The 18,368-nt window shown below is 66.9% G+C and carries 14 protein-coding genes; 11 read left to right on the top strand and 3 right to left on the bottom strand.

The features are described from left to right. Positions 1-17: 17 nt before the first annotated feature. The 8 genes from fliE to alaS all read left to right on the top strand — a co-directional run bounded on the left by fliE (position 18) and on the right by alaS (position 10,638). The gene (fliE, locus tag BVIR_RS16280; protein WP_082417330.1) at positions 18-353 is read left to right on the top strand and encodes a flagellar hook-basal body complex protein FliE; all 336 of its coding nucleotides are present in this window, start codon (positions 18-20) and stop codon (positions 351-353) included. A 46-nt stretch (positions 354-399) separates the two neighbouring features. After that, a complete protein-coding gene (fliQ, locus tag BVIR_RS04930) occupies positions 400-666 on the top strand; it encodes a flagellar biosynthesis protein FliQ (RefSeq protein ID WP_055036693.1) in 267 nt (88 codons plus the stop codon). Between the two features lie 57 nt (positions 667-723). Beyond that, on the top strand, positions 724-1,491 hold the full coding sequence (gene fliR, locus BVIR_RS04935; RefSeq protein ID WP_055036694.1) for a flagellar biosynthetic protein FliR: 768 nt from the start codon (positions 724-726) through the stop codon (positions 1,489-1,491). A gap of 99 nt (positions 1,492-1,590) precedes the next feature. Beyond that, a complete protein-coding gene (flhB, locus tag BVIR_RS04940) occupies positions 1,591-2,664 on the top strand; it encodes a flagellar biosynthesis protein FlhB (RefSeq protein ID WP_055036695.1) in 1,074 nt (357 codons plus the stop codon). 204 nt (positions 2,665-2,868) lie between these two features. Continuing rightward, positions 2,869-5,451, top strand: a complete 2,583-nt coding sequence (gene cckA / locus BVIR_RS04945) for a cell cycle histidine kinase CckA (RefSeq protein ID WP_082416718.1) — start codon at positions 2,869-2,871, stop codon at positions 5,449-5,451. Between the two features lie 245 nt (positions 5,452-5,696). Beyond that, positions 5,697-6,146, top strand: a complete 450-nt coding sequence (locus tag BVIR_RS04950; RefSeq protein ID WP_082416720.1) for a cache domain-containing protein — start codon at positions 5,697-5,699, stop codon at positions 6,144-6,146. A gap of 424 nt (positions 6,147-6,570) precedes the next feature. Beyond that, entirely contained in the window at positions 6,571-7,617 is a 1,047-nt protein-coding gene (gene recA, locus BVIR_RS04955) for a recombinase RecA (RefSeq protein ID WP_055036696.1), read from the top strand. 369 nt (positions 7,618-7,986) lie between these two features. Beyond that, positions 7,987-10,638, top strand: coding sequence for an alanine--tRNA ligase (gene alaS, locus BVIR_RS04960; protein ID WP_055036697.1), 2,652 nt, complete (start codon positions 7,987-7,989; stop codon positions 10,636-10,638). 701 nt (positions 10,639-11,339) lie between these two features. Here the strand turns inward: alaS and BVIR_RS04965 are convergent. Both BVIR_RS04965 and BVIR_RS04970 read right to left on the bottom strand, forming a co-directional pair. Then, entirely contained in the window at positions 11,340-13,115 is a 1,776-nt protein-coding gene (locus tag BVIR_RS04965; RefSeq protein WP_055036698.1) for a cation:proton antiporter domain-containing protein, read from the bottom strand. A 285-nt stretch (positions 13,116-13,400) separates the two neighbouring features. Continuing rightward, entirely contained in the window at positions 13,401-14,618 is a 1,218-nt protein-coding gene (locus BVIR_RS04970) for an NADP-dependent isocitrate dehydrogenase (RefSeq protein WP_055036699.1), read from the bottom strand. A 325-nt stretch (positions 14,619-14,943) separates the two neighbouring features. Here BVIR_RS04970 and BVIR_RS04975 point away from each other — a divergent pair, with 325 nt between their 5' ends. Next, positions 14,944-15,372 (top strand): rhodanese-like domain-containing protein, encoded by a 429-nt coding sequence (locus tag BVIR_RS04975; protein WP_055036700.1) that lies wholly within the window; start codon positions 14,944-14,946, stop codon positions 15,370-15,372. 16 nt (positions 15,373-15,388) lie between these two features. Here BVIR_RS04975 and BVIR_RS16670 read toward each other — a convergent pair whose 3' ends face one another. Continuing rightward, positions 15,389-16,036, bottom strand: a complete 648-nt coding sequence (locus BVIR_RS16670; RefSeq protein WP_145911857.1) for a hypothetical protein — start codon at positions 16,034-16,036, stop codon at positions 15,389-15,391. Between BVIR_RS16670 and BVIR_RS04980 the strand changes: the two genes are divergently transcribed. Further along, a complete protein-coding gene (locus BVIR_RS04980; protein WP_055036701.1) occupies positions 16,037-17,224 on the top strand; it encodes a TrmJ/YjtD family RNA methyltransferase in 1,188 nt (395 codons plus the stop codon). A gap of 134 nt (positions 17,225-17,358) precedes the next feature. Further along, positions 17,359-18,255 (top strand): glutamate racemase, encoded by an 897-nt coding sequence (gene murI / locus BVIR_RS04985; RefSeq protein ID WP_082416722.1) that lies wholly within the window; start codon positions 17,359-17,361, stop codon positions 18,253-18,255. The last annotated feature ends 113 nt before the right edge of the window (positions 18,256-18,368 follow it).

The following is an 18,368-nucleotide window of genomic DNA, read 5'->3' on the forward strand; positions in this document are numbered from 1 at the left end:
CTATTGGAGCTTTGATCATGTCTACCGCAAGTCTCGTCGCCAACGCTTATGCTGCCGCCGCCCGTGCAGCGAACTCAGGCGATTACACCCCCGCTCCCTTGCGTGATACCAAGGCAGGGTTCGACGATTCGTCCTCCGCCGGGTTCAGTGCCATGCTGGAGAACACGCTGGCGAACACCATTGCCGCCGGTCGCGCCAGCGACCACAAGGCGCAGGCGTTGATCGCCGGCAAAGCGGACATCGTTGACGTTGTCACCGCAGTCGCGGAGACGGAGGTCGCCATCGAGTCGATGGTGTCGATCCGTGACAAGGTCATTCAGGCCTACCAGGAAATCATGCAGATGCCGATCTGAGCTGCGGCGCGGGCGGCATGAAAAGGCGGCGGGTCGAGGAAGCGACATGACCGGACAGGAAGTGCTCGACGTCGCCCGCGATGGCATTCTCACGCTGTTGTGGGTGGCTGGCCCGATGATGCTGGTCGGGCTTGCGGTTGGTGTGGCGATCTCGCTGCTGCAAGCCCTGACCCAGATTCAGGAGCAGACGCTGGTGTTCGTGCCGAAGATCATCGCCATGTTCGTCGTCATGCTGATTGCGCTGCCGTTCATGGGCGATGTGATGTCTGGCCATATGACGCGGGTCGCGGCCCACATCATCACCGGGCACTGACGGAGCACGGTGGATGGCGCCGTCCGGCGACCGCAAAGGAAGCCTCGGCGCGCGGCCATGACCATCAATGTCTCGTTCCTGCCGGTTGCGGCAACGGTGTTCCTGCTGATGTTCGCCAGGATGGGAACCCTGGTGATGCTGATGCCGGGGTTTGGCGAGCGCAACGTGCCGGTGCGGGTTCGCCTGACCATCGCGTTGCTGCTGACGCTGGTGATGTTTCCGCTGCACCGGAACGCCTACCAGGTCGACATGTCCAGCTTCGCCCCGCTGCTGGTGCTGCTGTTTGGGGAGTTCGCGGTCGGCTTCGTCATGGGGCTTGCGGCGCGCATCGCGCTGACGGTGGCGCAGACCGCCGGCACGGTGATCGCCGCCCAGCTCGGGCTCGGTTTCGTCACCACGGTCGACCCGACCCAGGACCAGCAGGGCGCGCTGCTCGGCTCGTTCCTGTCGCTGCTCGGCGTTACGCTGGTGTTCGCGACCGACTTGCACCACGTTGCGATCGCCGCGTTGGCGAACAGCTACAACGCGTTTGCGCCGGGGCTGATTCCGTCGACAAGCGATGCGCTGCAATTGTCGGTGAAGATCGTCTCGGACGCGTTCCGGATCGGCGTGCAACTGTCCGCGCCGTATCTTTTGTTCGGCATGGTGTTCAACGTCGGGCTTGGCCTGCTGGCGCGGCTGATGCCGCAGATGCAGGTCTATTTCCTGGCGATGCCGCTCTCGATCTTCGCGGGGTTCGTCATCCTGCTGGCGCTGCTGGGGGCGATGATGGGCGTCTATCTCGACTTCATCGGCGGCGTGCTCGGCATGCTCGCCGGGCGTTAGCACCGGCGCGGCGCCGAGGGTGCCGCACCGGCATGACGACAATCTGTGGAGCTGCGATCCGGCGCTGACGGATCCGGCACGGTTCGAACGGAGGCCGCCATGGCCGAGGGCGACGACGACACCGAACGCACCGAAGACCCAACCCCAAAGCGACTGGAAGATGCCATCAAGCGCGGCGACGTCGCCCGCAGCCAGGAGGTCAACACCTGGTTCGTGCTCAGCGGCGGCGCGCTGATGCTGATGATCTTCAGCTCGAGCATCGCCGGCGGCCTTACCACCAGCTTTCGCGGCATTCTGTCCAACGCCCACGCCATTCCCGCCGACGGTGGCGGGCTGACCCATTTCGTCTACAAGATGGCGCTCGAGACGGTTGGCGCGGTCGGCCTGCCGCTGCTGCTGATGGCGCTGGCCGGCGTCGCGGCCAGTATGCTCCAGCACCGGCTGCTGTGGACGGTCGACCCGATCACGCCGAAGCTGTCCAAGATTTCGCCGATCAATGGCCTGAAGCGCCTGTTCGGCAAGGAGGCGCTGGTTCAGTTCGTCAAGGGGCTGGCCAAGATCGGCATTGTCGGCAGCGTGCTCTACGCCATCCTGTGGCCGCAGCGCGAACGGTTGGCGCTGGTGCTGGCCTCGGACGCCGCCACCCTGCTCGAACTGGCGCTGTCGCTGTCGCTGAAGCTGTTCATCGGCGTCATCGCGGTGATGACGGTGGTCGCGGTACTCGACTACATGTACCAATGGATGACGTGGCACCAGAAGCTGCGCATGAGCTTCCGCGAGGTGCGAGAGGAGTTCAAGCAGAGCGAAGGCGACCCCCACGTCAAGGCGCGCATCCGGTCGATTCGGCAGAGCCGGATGAAGAAGCGCATGATGGCCCAGGTGCCGAAGGCGTCGGTGGTGATCACCAACCCGACGCACTTTGCGGTGGCGCTGCAGTACGAGCGCGGCATGCGGGCGCCGATCTGCCTCGCCAAGGGCGTCGACGCGCTGGCGCTGAAGATCAGGGAGGTCGCGGCGCAGCACGATATTCCGGTGATCGAGAACCCGCCCTTGGCCCGCGCCCTGCACGCCAGCGTCGAACTCGACGCCGAGATCGCGCCCGAGCATTACAAGGCGGTGGCGGAAGTGATCGGCTACGTGCTCGGTATCCGTCGCCACCTGCGGCCGTCGTGAGCCGGCATCGATCGGGTGGATTCCACCCGGACGAATTGTGCGGTAGAGCACAAGTGGGGGCGCCATGCCGCCCGGCGGGCTGCGTCGCGGGGTGGGGCTTGGTGTCCCGGCCGCGGCGTTCGACCGGACGGCTGGGGCCTGTTGGCCGTGGACGGCGTTCAGGTTCCGCCGGCGTGTGCGCGTTCCAGGGTATTGTGTTGCGGGATGGGGCGGCCGCGCCGGTCGGTCGGCCCGCTCTCGCTGACAGGTCGGAGGGGTCCCGTCGTGACCATCGGGGACGAGAAGAGCGGCGACGTGCTGGAGCCGATCGACCGCAGCGACGCTGCCGGGTCCATCGGCCTCGTCGTCGTGATCGCGCTGACCATGGTCGCGGCGGTGGTGTCGTTTCTGTTCATCGGCCGACAGGACGCCGAGCCGTGGGTGATCGGGCTTTTGGCCCTGCTGGCGGTAATGGGCGTGTTCGCGCTGTTCGCGGTGGCGGCGGGGATTTTGCAGTTCGGCGGCCGCGCCGGCCGGTTCGACCTGACCAAGGCGCTGGCCGACGGCTCGGCCGAAGGCACCGTGGTGGTCGACCCGCTGGGCCGGGTGCTCTACGCCAACGCCGCCTATCTTGAACTGGCCGGGGCGACCTCCGCGGACGACGTGGTGCCGGTCGAGCGGCTCTATACCTCCGAGCCGGACGTGGCGGAGGTGATCTATCGCCTCGCCCAGGCGGCGCGGAGCGGGCGGGGGGCGATGGAGGAGGTGCGGGTCGCCGGCCGCTCGGGCGAGACGGCGCGCTGGCTGCGCCTGAAGGTGCGCCCGGCCGGGACCGGCGGCCGCCTCGCCAAGGCGGTGGCCTGGACCGTCGCCGACATCACCCGCGAGCGCATCCGCCAGGAGGACGCCTACGTCCAGCTTCAGCAGGTGATCGACTATCTCGACCACGGCCCGGCCGGCTTCTTCTCGGCCGAACCGGACGGCAGCCTGGTCTACATCAACGCCACCTTGGCCGAGTGGCTGGGCTACGAGTTCGCCGAGGTTGCCGCCGGCGGGCTCAAGCTGTCGGACATCCTGCCCGGCCCGGCGGTGGCGCTGCTGGCGCCGCAGCCCGGCAGTGCCGGCGAGGTCAAGACCGAGGTGATCGACATCGACCTCAAGCGGCGCGGCGGCGAGCCGCTGCCGGTGCGGCTCTACCATAAGGTGGCGGTGGCGCCGGACGGCACCGCGGGCGCCTCGCGCACGCTGGTGATGGACCGCTCGCGCAGCCGCGCCGGTGCCGATCTGGCGCGGGCGGCCGAGGTCAGGTTCGCCCGCTTCTTCAACTCGACGCCGATGGCGATTGCCACCGTCGACCGGGTCGGCAAGATCGCCCGGGTCAACGCGCTGTTCGCCCGGCTGTTCGGCGGCCCGGTTGAGGTGCGGCCGGGCGGCGAGACCCGTTCGGTGCTGACCGGAATCGCCGAGGCCGACCGCCCGGTGCTGGAGGCGGCGATCCGGGCCGCTGCCGACGGCAAGGGCGATATTGCGCCGGTCGATGCCGCCATGCCCGGCGGCCGCGCGGTGCGGTTCTACGTGGTGCCGGTGGAAGAAGACGAGCGCGACCAGGAAGCGGCGATCGTCTACGCCATCGAGACCACCCAGCAGCGCGCCCTCGAAACCCAGGTGGCGCAGTCGCAGAAGATGACCGCGATCGGCCAGTTGGCCGGCGGCGTCGCCCACGATTTCAACAACGTCCTGACCGCGATCATCGGCCACGCCGACTTTCTGCTGGAGACCCACCGGCAGACCGATCCGTCGTTCCAGGACATCATGCAGATCAAGCACAACGCCAACCGCGCCGCCGGCCTGGTGCGCCAGTTGCTCGCGTTCTCGCGGCGGCAGACGCTGCGCCCGCAGGTGATCCAGCTCGGCGATGCCATGAGCGACGTGACCATGCTGCTGCGCCGCCTGCTCGGCGAGGCGGTCAGCCTTGACATCAAGCACGGCCGCGACCTGTGGCCAGTCTATATCGACGTCAACCAGTTCGAGCAGGTCGTCGTCAATCTGTCGGTCAACGCCCGCGACGCCATGGCGCACGGCGGCAAGCTCATCATCCGCACCGCCAACGTCAATGCCGCCGAGACCGAGGCGTTCGGCGAGGCCCAACTGCCGGCGGCCGACTTCGTGCTGGTCGAGGTGACAGACACTGGCACCGGCATGGCGCCGGAGATCATCGACAAGATCTTCGACCCGTTCTTCACCACCAAGGAGGTCGGCAAGGGCACCGGGCTCGGGCTGTCCACGGTCTATGGCATCGTCAAGCAGACCGGTGGCTACGTGTTCTGCGATTCCAAGATCGGGGTCGGGACCACCTTCCGGATCTTCCTGCCCCGCCACATCGCGGTCGAGCCGGTGGTGGTGGAGGAGCCCGCCCAGGCCAAGCCGGCCGACCTCACCGGTCGCGGCACCATTTTGCTGGTCGAGGACGAGGATTCGGTGCGGGCGTTCGGCTCGCGGGCGCTGACCTCGCGCGGCTATACCGTGCTGCAGGCCGCTTCCGGCGTCGAGGCGCTGGAGCTGTTCGGCAGCCACGACGGCAAGATCGAGCTGGTGGTGTCAGACGTGGTGATGCCGGAGATGGATGGGCCGACCCTCTTGCGCGAACTGCGCCAGCGCCGGCCGGATCTGAAGGTGATCTTCGTCTCCGGCTATGCCGAGGAAGCCTTCCGCAAGAACCTGCCGGACGGCGAGCAATTCGCCTTCCTGCCCAAGCCCTTCACCCTGAAGCAACTGGTCGAGGCGGTGAAGGACACCATTGCGGCGTGAGGCCGGCGTCCGTCGCGCGGTCCGCGGTTGATGCCGGCCGGTGGCAGCCGGCGGCGGCGCTGGTTTTATGGAGTTTCCGGGCGATCGGGCGTGACGAACCGGAGGGAGCGTTCACGCTTTTGATGCATCAGCGACCTGGCACGCGACCAAAGACGCACGTGCCTTCCTAATAGTTTCGTTTAGGATCGCTTTGCCTTTGCGGTCAAAGAACCGCGATCAAAAATGAAACTCATGGGAGTCACGCGATGAAATCGGGTCGTTTCGCCATTGCCACCGCTTTTGCGCTCGGGCTCGCTTTTGCGACGCCGTCGTTCGCCGCCGATTTCGGCACCGCCGCCGAGGCCAAGGCCATGCTGGAGAAGGCGGTCGCCGCGCTGAAGGCCGACAAGGCGGCCGCCCTGGCCCAGTTCACCAAGGGCGAGGGCGGCTTCAAGGACCGCGACCTCTACCCGTTCTGCGGCGGCCCGGATGGCAACTTCACCGCGCATCCGACCCTCACCGGCAAGAGCCTGAAGGATCTCAAGGACAAGAACGGCAAGGCGCTCGGCGCCGAAATCTACGCCACCGCTGCGGACGGCAAGATCGGCGAAGTCGACTATATGTGGCCGCGGCCGGGCACCGACACCCCGGTGCAAAAGGTTTCCTACGTCACCAAGGTCGGCGACCAGACCTGTGCCGTTGGTTATTACAAGTAACAACGAGGGTCGGCCGGCGGACAGTCGCCGATATTCGTGACATCCCGGCGCGTTGGTTCAAGTTGAATGGTGAGACAACGGCCCGGTGCCTCGGCGCCGGGCCGTTTTGTTCGGTATGCCGTCTGCGGCGCGCCTGGCGTTGCGCCTCGCCGTCATTTGCCTCGACAGCGAGGTCGATTCGCCGCGTCCGGCGGATTCCTGGATTGTTCTTCACAAACCGGCCGGCGACGCAGCCATAAGTCGCAAATAAATACGCTCAAGAGGTTTGTTCTCTTCTTGTTCCTTCGAACAAATCGTGTACATTGAGCGCTGCCGCCATCGACAGGCAGCGTGCGGCAAGCAGGTTCTGGACGGCGCGCGGGCGCATGCCATAAGGGGACGAACGGTGACTCAGGTTTCTCTCAAACTGGTCGAAGGCTCGTCGATGGACAAAACCAAGGCGCTCGACGCCGCGCTCACTCAGATCGAGCGGGCATTCGGCAAGGGCTCGATCATGCGGCTCGGCAAATCCGGCGCGGCGCTGGAGGTCGAGACGATTTCGACCGGCTCGCTCGGGCTCGACATCGCGCTCGGCATCGGCGGGCTGCCGCGCGGCCGAGTGGTCGAGATTTTCGGCCCGGAATCGTCGGGCAAGACCACGCTGGCGCTGCACACCGTCGCCGAGGCGCAGAAGAAGGGCGGGGTTTGTGCCTTCATCGACGCCGAGCACGCCCTCGACCCGCTCTATGCCCGCAAGCTTGGGGTCAATCTCGACGACCTGTTGATCTCGCAGCCGGATGCTGGTGAGCAGGCGCTGGAGATCGCCGACACGCTGGTTCGCTCGGGCGCCATCGACGTGCTGGTGGTCGACTCGGTCGCCGCCCTGGTGCCGCGCGCCGAGCTGGAAGGCGAAATGGGCGACAGTCAGCCGGGCATGCAGGCGCGGTTGATGAGCCAGGCGCTTCGCAAGCTCACTGCCTCGATCTCGCGCTCCAACTGCATGGTGATCTTCATCAACCAGATCCGCATGAAGATCGGCGTGATGTACGGCTCGCCGGAGACCACCACCGGGGGTAACGCCCTGAAATTCTACGCCTCGGTCCGCCTCGACATCCGCCGCATCGGTGCAATCAAGGAACGCGACGAGGTTGTGGGCAACCAGACCCGGGTGAAAGTGGTCAAGAACAAGCTCGCCCCGCCGTTCAAGCAGGTCGAGTTCGACATCATGTACGGCGAGGGCATCTCCAAGGCCGGTGAGTTGATCGACCTCGGTGTCAAAGCCGGCGTGGTTGATAAGTCGGGCTCATGGTTCTCCCACGATAGCCAGCGCATCGGTCAGGGCCGCGAGAACGTCAAGGGCTTCCTCAAGGGCCACCCCGACGTCGCCGGCCGCATCGAGGCGGCGATTCGCCAGAATGCCGGCTTGATCGCCGAGCGGATTCTCGGTTCCTCGGAGGACAGCGAGGACGGCGAGGACGCTGCCGAGGCGTGAGGCCGCGCAGTTTGGGCGCGGTGCGCAACGGTATGGGACCGGTTTGGCGCAAGCCTCACGCTGTAACATAGGAACAGCCGGCGGTGGCCGGCGAGCATAGGTGCAACCGGCGGTGGCCGGGCGGGAGTTACGGGCGTGTTGGGCTGCAGCCTCCGGCTCGGTTCTGGCGCGGGGCAACGGTCTTCGACCCGGCGGTGGCGTGGTCTCGGCGCCCCTCGCCGCGCTGGCGGCGACCAGCCGACGCTGCCGAAGCGCCGGTTCGCGACCGCAGCGGGGCGGCGTTTCTGGACAGGGGCGGAGGCCGCCGCTAGATGTGGCAACTGAGCCGATGGCCGCCGAGGGCGTGCCGCACCCCATACGAGTTGCCAGATGAGTGGCGTCAACGAAATTCGGTCTACCTTTCTTGAGTTCTTCGGCAAGAACGACCACGCCGTCGTGCCGTCGTCGCCTTTGGTGCCGCGCAACGACCCGACCTTGATGTTCACCAATGCCGGGATGGTGCAGTTCAAGAACGTCTTCACCGGCGTCGAGAAACGGCCCTATCACCGGGCGGTCACCGCGCAGAAGTGCGTGCGCGCCGGCGGCAAGCATAACGATCTCGATAATGTCGGCTATACTGCACGGCATCATACCTTCTTTGAGATGCTCGGTAATTTCTCCTTCGGCGATTACTTCAAGGATCGTGCGATCGAGCTGGCGTGGACGCTGATCACCAAGGTCTACGATCTTCCGGAACAGCGCCTCCTGGTCACGGTCTATTCGGAGGACGACGAGGCGTTCGGCCTGTGGAAGAAGATTGCCGGCTTGCCGGACAGCCGCATCATCCGCATCCCGACTTCCGATAATTTCTGGGCGATGGGCGATACCGGCCCGTGCGGGCCGTGCTCGGAGATCTTCTTCGACCATGGCGACCACATTCCCGGTGGCCCGCCCGGCTCGGCGGACGCCGACGGCGACCGCTTCATCGAGATCTGGAACCTCGTGTTCATGCAGTACGAGCAACTGCCGGGTGAGCGCATCGCACTGCCGCGGCCGTCGATCGATACCGGCATGGGCCTTGAGCGCATCTCGGCGGTGCTGCAGGGCACCCACGACAATTACGAGATCGACCTGTTCCGCGCGCTCATCCGCGCCAGTGCCGATGCCACCGGCGTCGAGGCGGACGGCCGGTTTAAGGCCAGCCACCGCGTCATCGCCGACCACCTGCGGGCGGCGGCCTTCCTGGTGGCGGATGGCGTGCTGCCGTCCAACGAGGGCCGTGGTTATGTGCTGCGCCGCATTATGCGGCGGGCCATGCGCCACGCTCAGCTGCTCGGTGCCAAGGACCCGCTGATGTGGCGGCTGGTGCCGGTGCTGGTGCGCGAGATGGGGCAGGCCTACCCTGAGCTCGTTCGCGCCGAGGCGCTGATCACCGAGACGTTGAAGCTGGAGGAAACCCGCTTCCGCAAGACGCTGGTGCGCGGCCTTGCCATCCTCGACGAGGAGACGGCGCAACTGGCCAGCGGCGATACCCTCAAGGGCGACGTCGCCTTCACGCTATATGATACCTACGGCTTTCCGCTCGACCTCACCCAGGACGCGCTGAAGTCGCGCGGCATCGCGGTCGATACCGACGGCTTCCAGGCGGCGATGGAGCGCCAGCGCGAGACCGCGCGAGCGGCTTGGGCCGGCTCCGGCGAGGCGGCGACCGAGGCGGTGTGGTTCGGCCTTCGCGAGCGGATCGGCGCGACCGAGTTCCTCGGCTACGCCACCGAGACCGCCGAGGGCGTGGTGGCGGCATTGGTCAAGGACGGGCAGGCGGTCGAGGCGCTCGTTGCCGGCGACAGCGGCTTCGTGGTGCTGAACCAGACGCCGTTCTACGCCGAGTCCGGCGGGCAGGTCGGCGACGTCGGAACGATGGCCGGCTCCGACGTTCGCGTTCGTGTCACCGAAACCCAGAAGAAGCTCGGCGACCTGTTCGTTCACGGCGTTAATGTCGAGCACGGCCGGCTGACGGTCGGGTTGCCGCTGGAGCTGACGGTCGATCCCGACCGCCGCGGCGCCATCCGCGCCAACCACTCCGCCACCCACCTGCTGCACGAGGCGCTGCGCCTCGTGCTCGGCGACCATGTCGCGCAGAAGGGCTCGCTGGTGGCGCCGGATCGGCTGCGCTTCGACATCTCCCACCCCAAGCCGATCACCGCCGATGAGCTGGAGAAGGTCGAGGATATCGCCAACGACATCGTCCTGCAGAACACCCCGGTGGTGACGCGGCTGATGGCGGTGGACGAGGCCATCACCTCCGGTGCCCGCGCGCTGTTCGGCGAGAAGTATGGCGAGGAGGTGCGGGTGGTGTCGATGGGTCTGTCGCCCGGCGGCAACGGCGCGCCTTACTCGGTCGAGCTGTGCGGCGGCACTCACGTCGCTCGCACCGGCGACATCGGCCTCGTCACCGTGGTCGGCGAGAGCGCGGTGGCGGCCGGGGTGCGCCGCATCGAGGCGATGACCGGACGGATGGCGCGCAAGCATGCCGCTCAGCTGGCCCACACCGCAAAGGCGGCGGCGGCCGAGCTGCGCGCGCCGCTCGACGAACTGGTGCCGCGCATTTCCGGCCTGATGGAGGAGCGCCGCAAGCTGGAGCGCGACCTCGCCGAGACCAGGAAGCGGCTCGCGATGGGTGGCGGCTCGGGCGGCGCCGACGGCATTCAGACCGTGGGCGCGATCAAGCTCATGGCCAAGACCGTGAGCGGCATCGAGCTGAAGGACCTGAAGAGCCTGGCCGACGAGGGCAAGAAGCAGCTCGGTTCCGGCGTGGTCGCCATCGTCGGCGTCACGGAGGACGGCAAGGCTGGGCTGGTCGTCGGCGTCACCGCCGACCTTGCCGGCCAGTTCAACGCGGTCGATCTGGTGCGCAAGGGCGCCGAGGCGTTGGGCGGCAAGGGTGGCGGCGGCCGGCCGGACATGGCCCAGGCCGGCGGACCCGACGGCGCCAAGGCCGACGTCGCGCTGAAAGCGATCAGCGAGGCGCTCGCCGCGGGGTGAGCCTCGTCGTGCCGCCTCGGCCGGGACGACGAGACATGCGACGGAGCCTCGCCGGTCGTCCCCGGCGAGCGGAGCGCTCGCGCCGCGAGGGAAGAGGGCCCAGGTCACGCGACGCCTTGGACAACGCGCACCGCCGAGGCCACTTCAGCGTCCGGGTGACATGGAGGGGTGTTGAGGACAGTGATCCATGGGTTCTCTTTCCTGACCGCCTGACCGCCTGACCGCCTGACGGCGGTCGCCGGGAACGACCGCGCGCGACCTCAAGGCGTCATATACCGTGACGTCGATGAATCCCCTTCGCCAACTGATGTCGGCGCAGGCGCGCAGGACGGATTCCTTCGGAGTCGCGGTATACCAACGGCCTTTAGGTTTGACCTTTGGCCGACGTCGGCTCGCCTCATCCTGAGGAGCGGTCGCAAGACCGCGTCTCGAAGGATGAGGCGACGCTGACGGCGGCCTTCGGCCCATGCTTCGAGACGGCTGCGGAGCCTGGCATCGGGCGCGCCTACGGCGCGACCCGGTGGCAGCCTCCTCACCATGAGGCCGAGAAAGGTCGCTCCTCAGGGCCACTGGCGTCATATACCGCATCTCCGAGAGGATCCGTTCGCGGGGCTCGGGCAGCGACTGGCGCCAAGGCCGTAGAATGTGGCTCGTCATGCCCGCAACGAGTGCAGGCACGACGAGGCAAGCTCTGCGCCCGATCACTGCGCCGGGCGGCCGGCCCGCAGCGGTGCCTTCAGCAGCTCACGCTTGGCACGGATGGCAGCGTGAACCTCATCGCGCGAGCCGCCCAGCGTCTGCAGCGCGGCGCTGGCGAGGTCGAGGCTGGCTTCCATGGCCTCGGGCACCACGTCGGTGGCGCCGAGCCGGAACAGCCGCACCGCGTGGGCGGCATCGCGCGCCCGCGCCACCACCGGCACCTCGCTGCGTTCGGCCCGCACCGCCGCCACCACATGCTCGGCGGCGGTGGGGTCGTCCATCGTCACCACCACCGCCGGGGCGTCGGCAAGGCCGCATCTGCGCAGGAAATCGGGGCGGGTGGCGTCGCCATAGACGGCGCTGAACCCAGCTTTGCGGGCGCTGGCGACGGCGTCGGCGTTGCGGTCGATGGCGATGAAGGGGCGGTCCTCGCCCTGCAGCAACTCGCCGACCAGGCGCCCGACCCGGCCGAACCCGACCACGATGGTGCGCCCGCTCTCGATCGGGCCGGGGTCGTCGTGGCCGGCGGCGAGCGCCGCCGCGCGCCGTGCCCGTAGCCCGGCCTGGCCGCCCAGCCTCGCCAGCAGCGGCGTCAGCAGCATGGTTCCGGACGCCACCAGCAGCATGAACTGTTCGATCTCGGCGGGCATCAGCCCGCCGGAGCGGGCAAGGCCGAGCACCAGGAAGGCGAACTCACCGCCGCCGGCGAGCAGCAGGCTTGCCTCCACTGCCACCGGCCATGCCAGACCGAACAACCGTGCCAGCACGCCGATTACGGCGATCTTGAGCAGCACCATGCCGAAGATCGACAGGCCGAGCAGCGCCGGCTCGCTCGCCACCTGCAGCGGGTCGATGCGCATGCCGACCGAGATGAAGAACAGGCCGAGCAGCATGCCCTTGAACGGCTCGATGTCGACCTCGACTTCGCGGCGGAACTCGGTTTCGGACAACAGCAGGCCGGCGAGGAAGGCACCGAGCGCCATCGACAAATTGGCAAAGTGAGTGATGAGCGAGGTGCCGACCACCACGAACAGGATCGCGGCCATGAACAGCTCGCGGTTGCGGGTCAGCGCCACCAGGCGGAACAGCGGCCTCAAGATGATGCGGCCGAAGCCGATGATGACTGCCACCGCCACTGCGCCCTGCAGCACCGCGACCAGCAGGCCGGCCAGCACCGAGTGGCCGGCTAGCGCGCCGGTGACGGTGTCGGCGGCGGTGTTGCCGAACACGGCCACCAGGAACAGGATCGGCACCACCGCCAGATCCTGCGCCAGCAGAACCGCGAAGATGGTGCGACCGGCCACCGAGGCGAGGCGGCGCTGCTCGGCGAGCAACTGCAGCACGATCGGGGTGGAGGACAGCGCCAGGCAGGCGCCGATCACCAGCGAGGCGTTGAACGGGTTGCCGAACGACCAGGCGATTGCACCAATAGCGGCCGTGGTCACGGTGACCTGCAGCATGCCGAGGCCGAACACCATGCGCCGCATGGTCCACAGCCGATCGAACGACAGTTCCAGCCCGATGGTGAACAACAGGAAGACGATGCCGAGTTCGGCGAGCTGATCGACCGTGTCGTGCGAGGTGATGGCGATGACGCCGAGCCAGGGCGCGCTCTCTGCCAGCCGGCCTAGGCTGTGTGGCCCAAGCGCGAGGCCGGCGACGAGAAAGCCCAGCACTGGGCTCACCCTGATCCGCGCCATCAAAGGAATGACGACACCCGCCGTGCCGAGAAATACCAGCGCTTCGCGATAGAATCCGGGTTCGATCGGGGAGGGCATCGCCACACGTTATTGATTGACGGTTCGACGAGGCCCGTCTCGCGCACAAAGACGGGCGCGCCGCGGAGAAAGAGCCTTGTTTCCTTCATCCCATAGCGGGATGAATCATTCCGCAACAGCGTTTAGATTGGGCAGTCGCGCAAACCTGAACGGTCGCAGCCCGCGCATGTGCTCCGGCGCTGAAACGCGCGCCACGCTGCGCATCCGCCAAAACAGCTCCGGCCGGCGGAGGATGCTGGGCATCCCGCGCCGGCCGGACCAACGGGCAGACCACGGCGACGGCGGTCAGGCTGTAGCCATCGCCGTCTTGAGGTTGGCGTCGATCTTGTCGAGGAAGCCGGTGGTCGACAGCCACGTCTGGTCGGGGCCGACCAGGAGCGCGAGGTCCTTGGTCATGAAGCCGGCCTCGACGGTGTCGACGCACACCTTCTCCAGCGTCTCGGCGAAGTGGCGCAGGTCGCCATTGCCGTCGAGCTTGGCGCGGTGGATCAGGCCGCGGGTCCAGGCGAAGATCGAGGCGATCGAGTTGGTCGAGGTCTCGCGGCCCTTCTGGTGCTCGCGATAATGGCGCGTCACCGTGCCATGGGCGGCCTCGGCCTCGACGATCTGGCCGTCCGGCGTCATCAGCACCGAGGTCATCAGGCCGAGCGAGCCGAACCCTTGAGCCACCGTGTCGGACTGCACGTCGCCGTCGTAGTTCTTGCAGGCCCAGACGTAGCCGCCCGACCACTTCATCGCCGAGGCCACCATGTCGTCGATCAGGCGGTGCTCGTAGGTGATCTTGGCCTTGTCGAAGGCGTCCTTGAACTCGGCGTCGAACACCTCCTGGAACAGGTCCTTGAAACGACCGTCATAGGCCTTCAGGATGGTGTTCTTGGTCGAGAGATAGAGCGGATAGCCGCGACCCAGCGCATAGTTCATCGACGCGCGGGCGAAATCCCTGATCGATTCATCAAGGTTGTACATTGCCAGCGTGACGCCCGACCCCGGCGCCTTGAACACGTCCTTCTCGATGACCTGGCCGTCGTCGCCGACGAACTTCAGCGTCAGCGTGCCCTTGCCGGGGAACCTGAAGTCGGTGGCGCGGTACTGGTCGCCATAGGCGTGACGGCCGATCACGATCGGCTGGGTCCAGCCCGGCACCAGGCGCGGCACGTTCTGGCAGATGATCGGCTCGCGGAAGATCACGCCGCCCAGGATGTTGCGGATGGTGCCGTTCGGCGACTTCCACATCTCCTTGAGATTGAACTCGGTGACGCGGGCCTCGTCGGGCGTGATGGTGGCGCACTTGACGCCGACGCCATGGCGCTTGATGGCGTTGGCGGCGTCGATGGTCACCTGATCGCTGGTGGCATCGCGATGCTCGACCGAAAGATCGTAGTAATCCAGCTTCACGTCGAGATAAGGATGGATCAGCTTGTCGCGAATATAATGCCAGATGATACGGGTCATCTCGTCGCCGTCGAGTTCGACGACGGTGCCGGTCACCTTGATCTTTGCCATTTCAGAAGCGCCCTTAGCGAAAACTGGCGAGGTCGGGGAGCCGGCGGTTGGCATGCGCATGACGTTGCCGAGCTACGCATCCGGCGTTTCGCGCTCTATCATAGGGCGCCCATGTGCGAAAGGCATGCGAAAGGCGACCACGGCGAATCGTAACGAGTTGCCAGGATGCGGCGGCAGGCGGGATGTCCCGGCTGGCACGACGGGTTCGAGCGCCTGACCCGATCGCATCGGGCCGGACGCGCTGGTTTTTGGCGTTCGGCATTTTTATCCGCAACACGGGTCCCGCATTTGCGGAAAATGCTCGGATCGACAGGAGGAGACGAGGATGGCTGAGAAGAAGTCGCGACGCTGGGTGCTCGGGAGCGCGCTGGTGGTGGTCGGGGTCTCCGCGTTCGTACTCGGTCCGGCGGTGCTGGAGATCGCCACCACGCCGGCGAATCTGCCTTCGATCGACCGCGCCCAGCTGGAGCAGGCGCTGGCCGCCAACGCAGTCGATCTGATCGACATCCGCGAGCCGGACGAATACGCCGCCGGCCACATCGCCGGCGCCCGCAACCTGCCGATGTCGAAGCTCGATCCCAAGACCCTGGCGATGCCGTCCGACAAGCCGGTGGTGCTGGTTTGCCGCTCCGGCCGGCGCACGGCGCAGACGCTGGCCGCGGCGCTGGAGGCCGGCGCCACCAACATCGTGCACTATCCCGGCGCCATGCTGGACTGGACTTCCGCCGGCAAGCCGGTGGTGAAGGGGCAATAACCTCGCGGGGTGGTGTTCACTTGATGTCGCAGGTCGACTTGTATTTCATTAGATCGCAGGAAAGCGGCGACTGAAACGTCTGGAACGAGCTTTTGGATTGCCACCTGATGCCGCAGGTCGACTTGTATTTCATTAGATCGCAGGAGAGCGATAAATTGAAATGAAATACCGCAAACAACAAAGATATAAAACTCCCAAATATCATAATATTTCTTAGAAATTTATTATTGTGCAGTTTTGAAATATTTTGGCAAAATGTACTTGTTGGGTGGTTTGATGCAATAGAATTGGTGATTGCGATAATTACGAATGCCGACATTGCCGAGATAAGGCTATCTGCGACGAACTTGTAATCCGATTCAGGAGGGCGATACTTCATTATTCCTAGAATAAATGTTCCTTCTATATTGTATGAAATATATAAAATGATATAAAAGGTTGCCGCAAAACCGAATATGAATTTTGCTGATGACGGAATGTTCGTCAGCATTTTGACCCCCGAACGCGTCGCGGCGCATGTCAAGCATAGCTTCGCAATTTTAACGGGAGATTGCGCCGGGTCAGCTCGCTGGCTGTTGCCGGAGGCGATCCGGCGGTCTCGACGCGGCGGGCCGCGTGGTGCATGACGGCGCCGCATCCCGCGACAGCCCAACGCGAAAGCCATATGTCCGGCACCGATCAATCCCGCCCCTGGCTCACCTATCCCGCTCCCGCCATCGTGCTGGTGGAACCCCAGATGGGCGAGAACATCGGCACCACGGCGCGGGCGATGGCCAATTTCGGCCTGTCCGATCTCCGCCTGGTCGCCCCGCGCGACGGCTGGCCCAATCCGCGTGCCAAGGCGGCGGCGTCGGGCGCCGATTCCGTCCTGGAAAGCGCGCAGGTCTTTCCCGATCTGCGCGCCGCCATTGCCGATCTCGGCTTCGTGGTGGCCGCGACCGCGCGCAGCCACACCCAGGCGAAACCCGTGCTGGGACCGGAGGCGGCGGCGAAAGCGATCACCGCAAAGATTGCCGGCGGCGCCAAGGCCGGCGTCGTGTTCGGCCGCGAGCGCAACGGCCTGGAGAGCGATGAGGTCGGGCTCGCCGACGCCATCGTCACCTATCCGGTCAACCCGGCGTTCGCGTCGCTCAACCTCGCCCAGGCCGTGCTGCTGATGGCCTATGAGGTGTCGAAGCTCGCCCCCGCCGGAGCGCTGCCGCACGAGCCGCTGCATCCGCCCGAGCCGGCCCCCAGGGAGCAGCTCCATGCCTTCTTCGACCGGCTGGAGTTCGAGCTGGAGCGGGTCGAGTTCTTTCGGCCGCCGGAGAAGCGGCCGGTGATGAGCGTGAACCTGCGCAACATCATCCTGCGCATGGCGCCGACCCGCCAGGACGTCCAGACCCTGTCCGGCGTCATCGACGCCCTGGTGTCCGGCCGCAAGGGGCCGGCGGCGGGCGGCGTGCTCAACGCCGATGAGGCGGTGTCGCTCAGGAGCCTGGTTGCCGCCGAGGCGACGGTGGGCGTCACCGCGCCGGTGCGGGGCCTCGCCCGCCTGGTGCGCCGCAACCCGACCGAGGCGGAACGGGCGGTGTGGACGAACCTCGTCAACGACCGCCGCCTCGCCGGCCGCGGCTACAAGCGCCGGGTGCCGATCGGCCCGCACATCGTCGATTTCGTCTCGTTCCCGGAAAAGACCGTGCTGGAGCTCGACGACGGCACCGAGGAGCCGGCGGTCGCCGCCCGTCGCCGGGCGTGGCTGGTTGAGCGCGGCTACCGCGTGGTGTTGCTGCCCGAGGCCGGCCTGACCGCGGAGGCGCTGGCCGACCGGCTGGTCGCGATGCTGGCACCGGTGCCAAGCGACGCGGGCTGACCTGAGGGACGTCTCGTGTCCGCTCGGGGTGACCCCGAGAGTTCGGCTCCGGCGCCAGGGATGCCGTCGCCAACGCCAATCCTCATCAAACCCTTAACCACCCGCTCGCCATAATTGGCAAACAGGGTGGAGCCATGCCGATCGAGAGTCTCAACGGCGGGGTGACGAGCCTCGGGCGCGCGCCCACGCCGCTTGCGCCGACCATCGCGCCGCTGCCGCCGGTGGCGGTCTCGCTGCGCGAGCCCACCATCTTGGTGTTCGACTCCGGCCTCGGCGGTCTCACCGTGCTGGCCGAGGTCGCCAAGGCCCGGCCGGACGCGCGCATCGTCTACATCGCCGACGACGCCGGCTTTCCATACGGCGCACTCGAGGAATCGACCCTGATCGCACGGGTGGGGCCGATCATGGCGCAGGCGATCAAGGCGCATCGGCCCGACGTGGTGGTGATCGCCTGCAACACCGCCTCGACGTTGGTGCTGCCGCACCTGCGCGCCGCGCACCCGGCGGTGCGGTTCGTCGGCACCGTGCCGGCGATCAAGCCGGCCTGCGCGGGATCGCGCACCGGGCTGGTCAGCGTGCTGGCGACGCCGGGCACGGTGCGGCGCGACTATACCCGCGCCTTGATTCGCCAGTTCGCCGGCGCCTGCACGGTGACGCTGGTCGGCTCCGCCCGCTTGGCCGGGCTGGCCGAGGCGTTTCTACGCGGTCACCCGGTTGACGATGACGCCATCGCCGCCGAGATCGCGCCGTGCTTCATCGACGGCGCGGCCGGACGAACCGACACCGTGGTGCTGGCCTGCACCCATTACCCGCTGCTGGCGACGGCGTTCGCCGAGCTGGCGCCGTGGCCGGTGCGGTGGCTCGACCCGGCGCCGGCGATCGCGCGGCGGGTGGTGCAACTGATCGGGCTGGCGACGCCAGGTGCGGTCGCGCCGCCGGGGCGGGTGACGTTCACCGCCGGGCGCCGCCTTGAGCCGGGATTGGCCGCGGCGTTGCGGCAATATCGGCTGGAAATCGCCGCCGCTGGATGACGGATGTTTGACAGCGTCGCCCGCGCCCCCTAGAACGCCCGCTCCGGGATCGCATCGGTCCCGGAGCTTCCGCGACCCGTGGACGGGGTAGCTGACACCCCAGTCCTGTCGGC

The sequence above is a fragment of the Blastochloris viridis genome (assembly GCF_001402875.1).
In the GTDB taxonomy this organism is placed as follows: Bacteria; Pseudomonadota; Alphaproteobacteria; order Rhizobiales; family Xanthobacteraceae; genus Blastochloris; species Blastochloris viridis.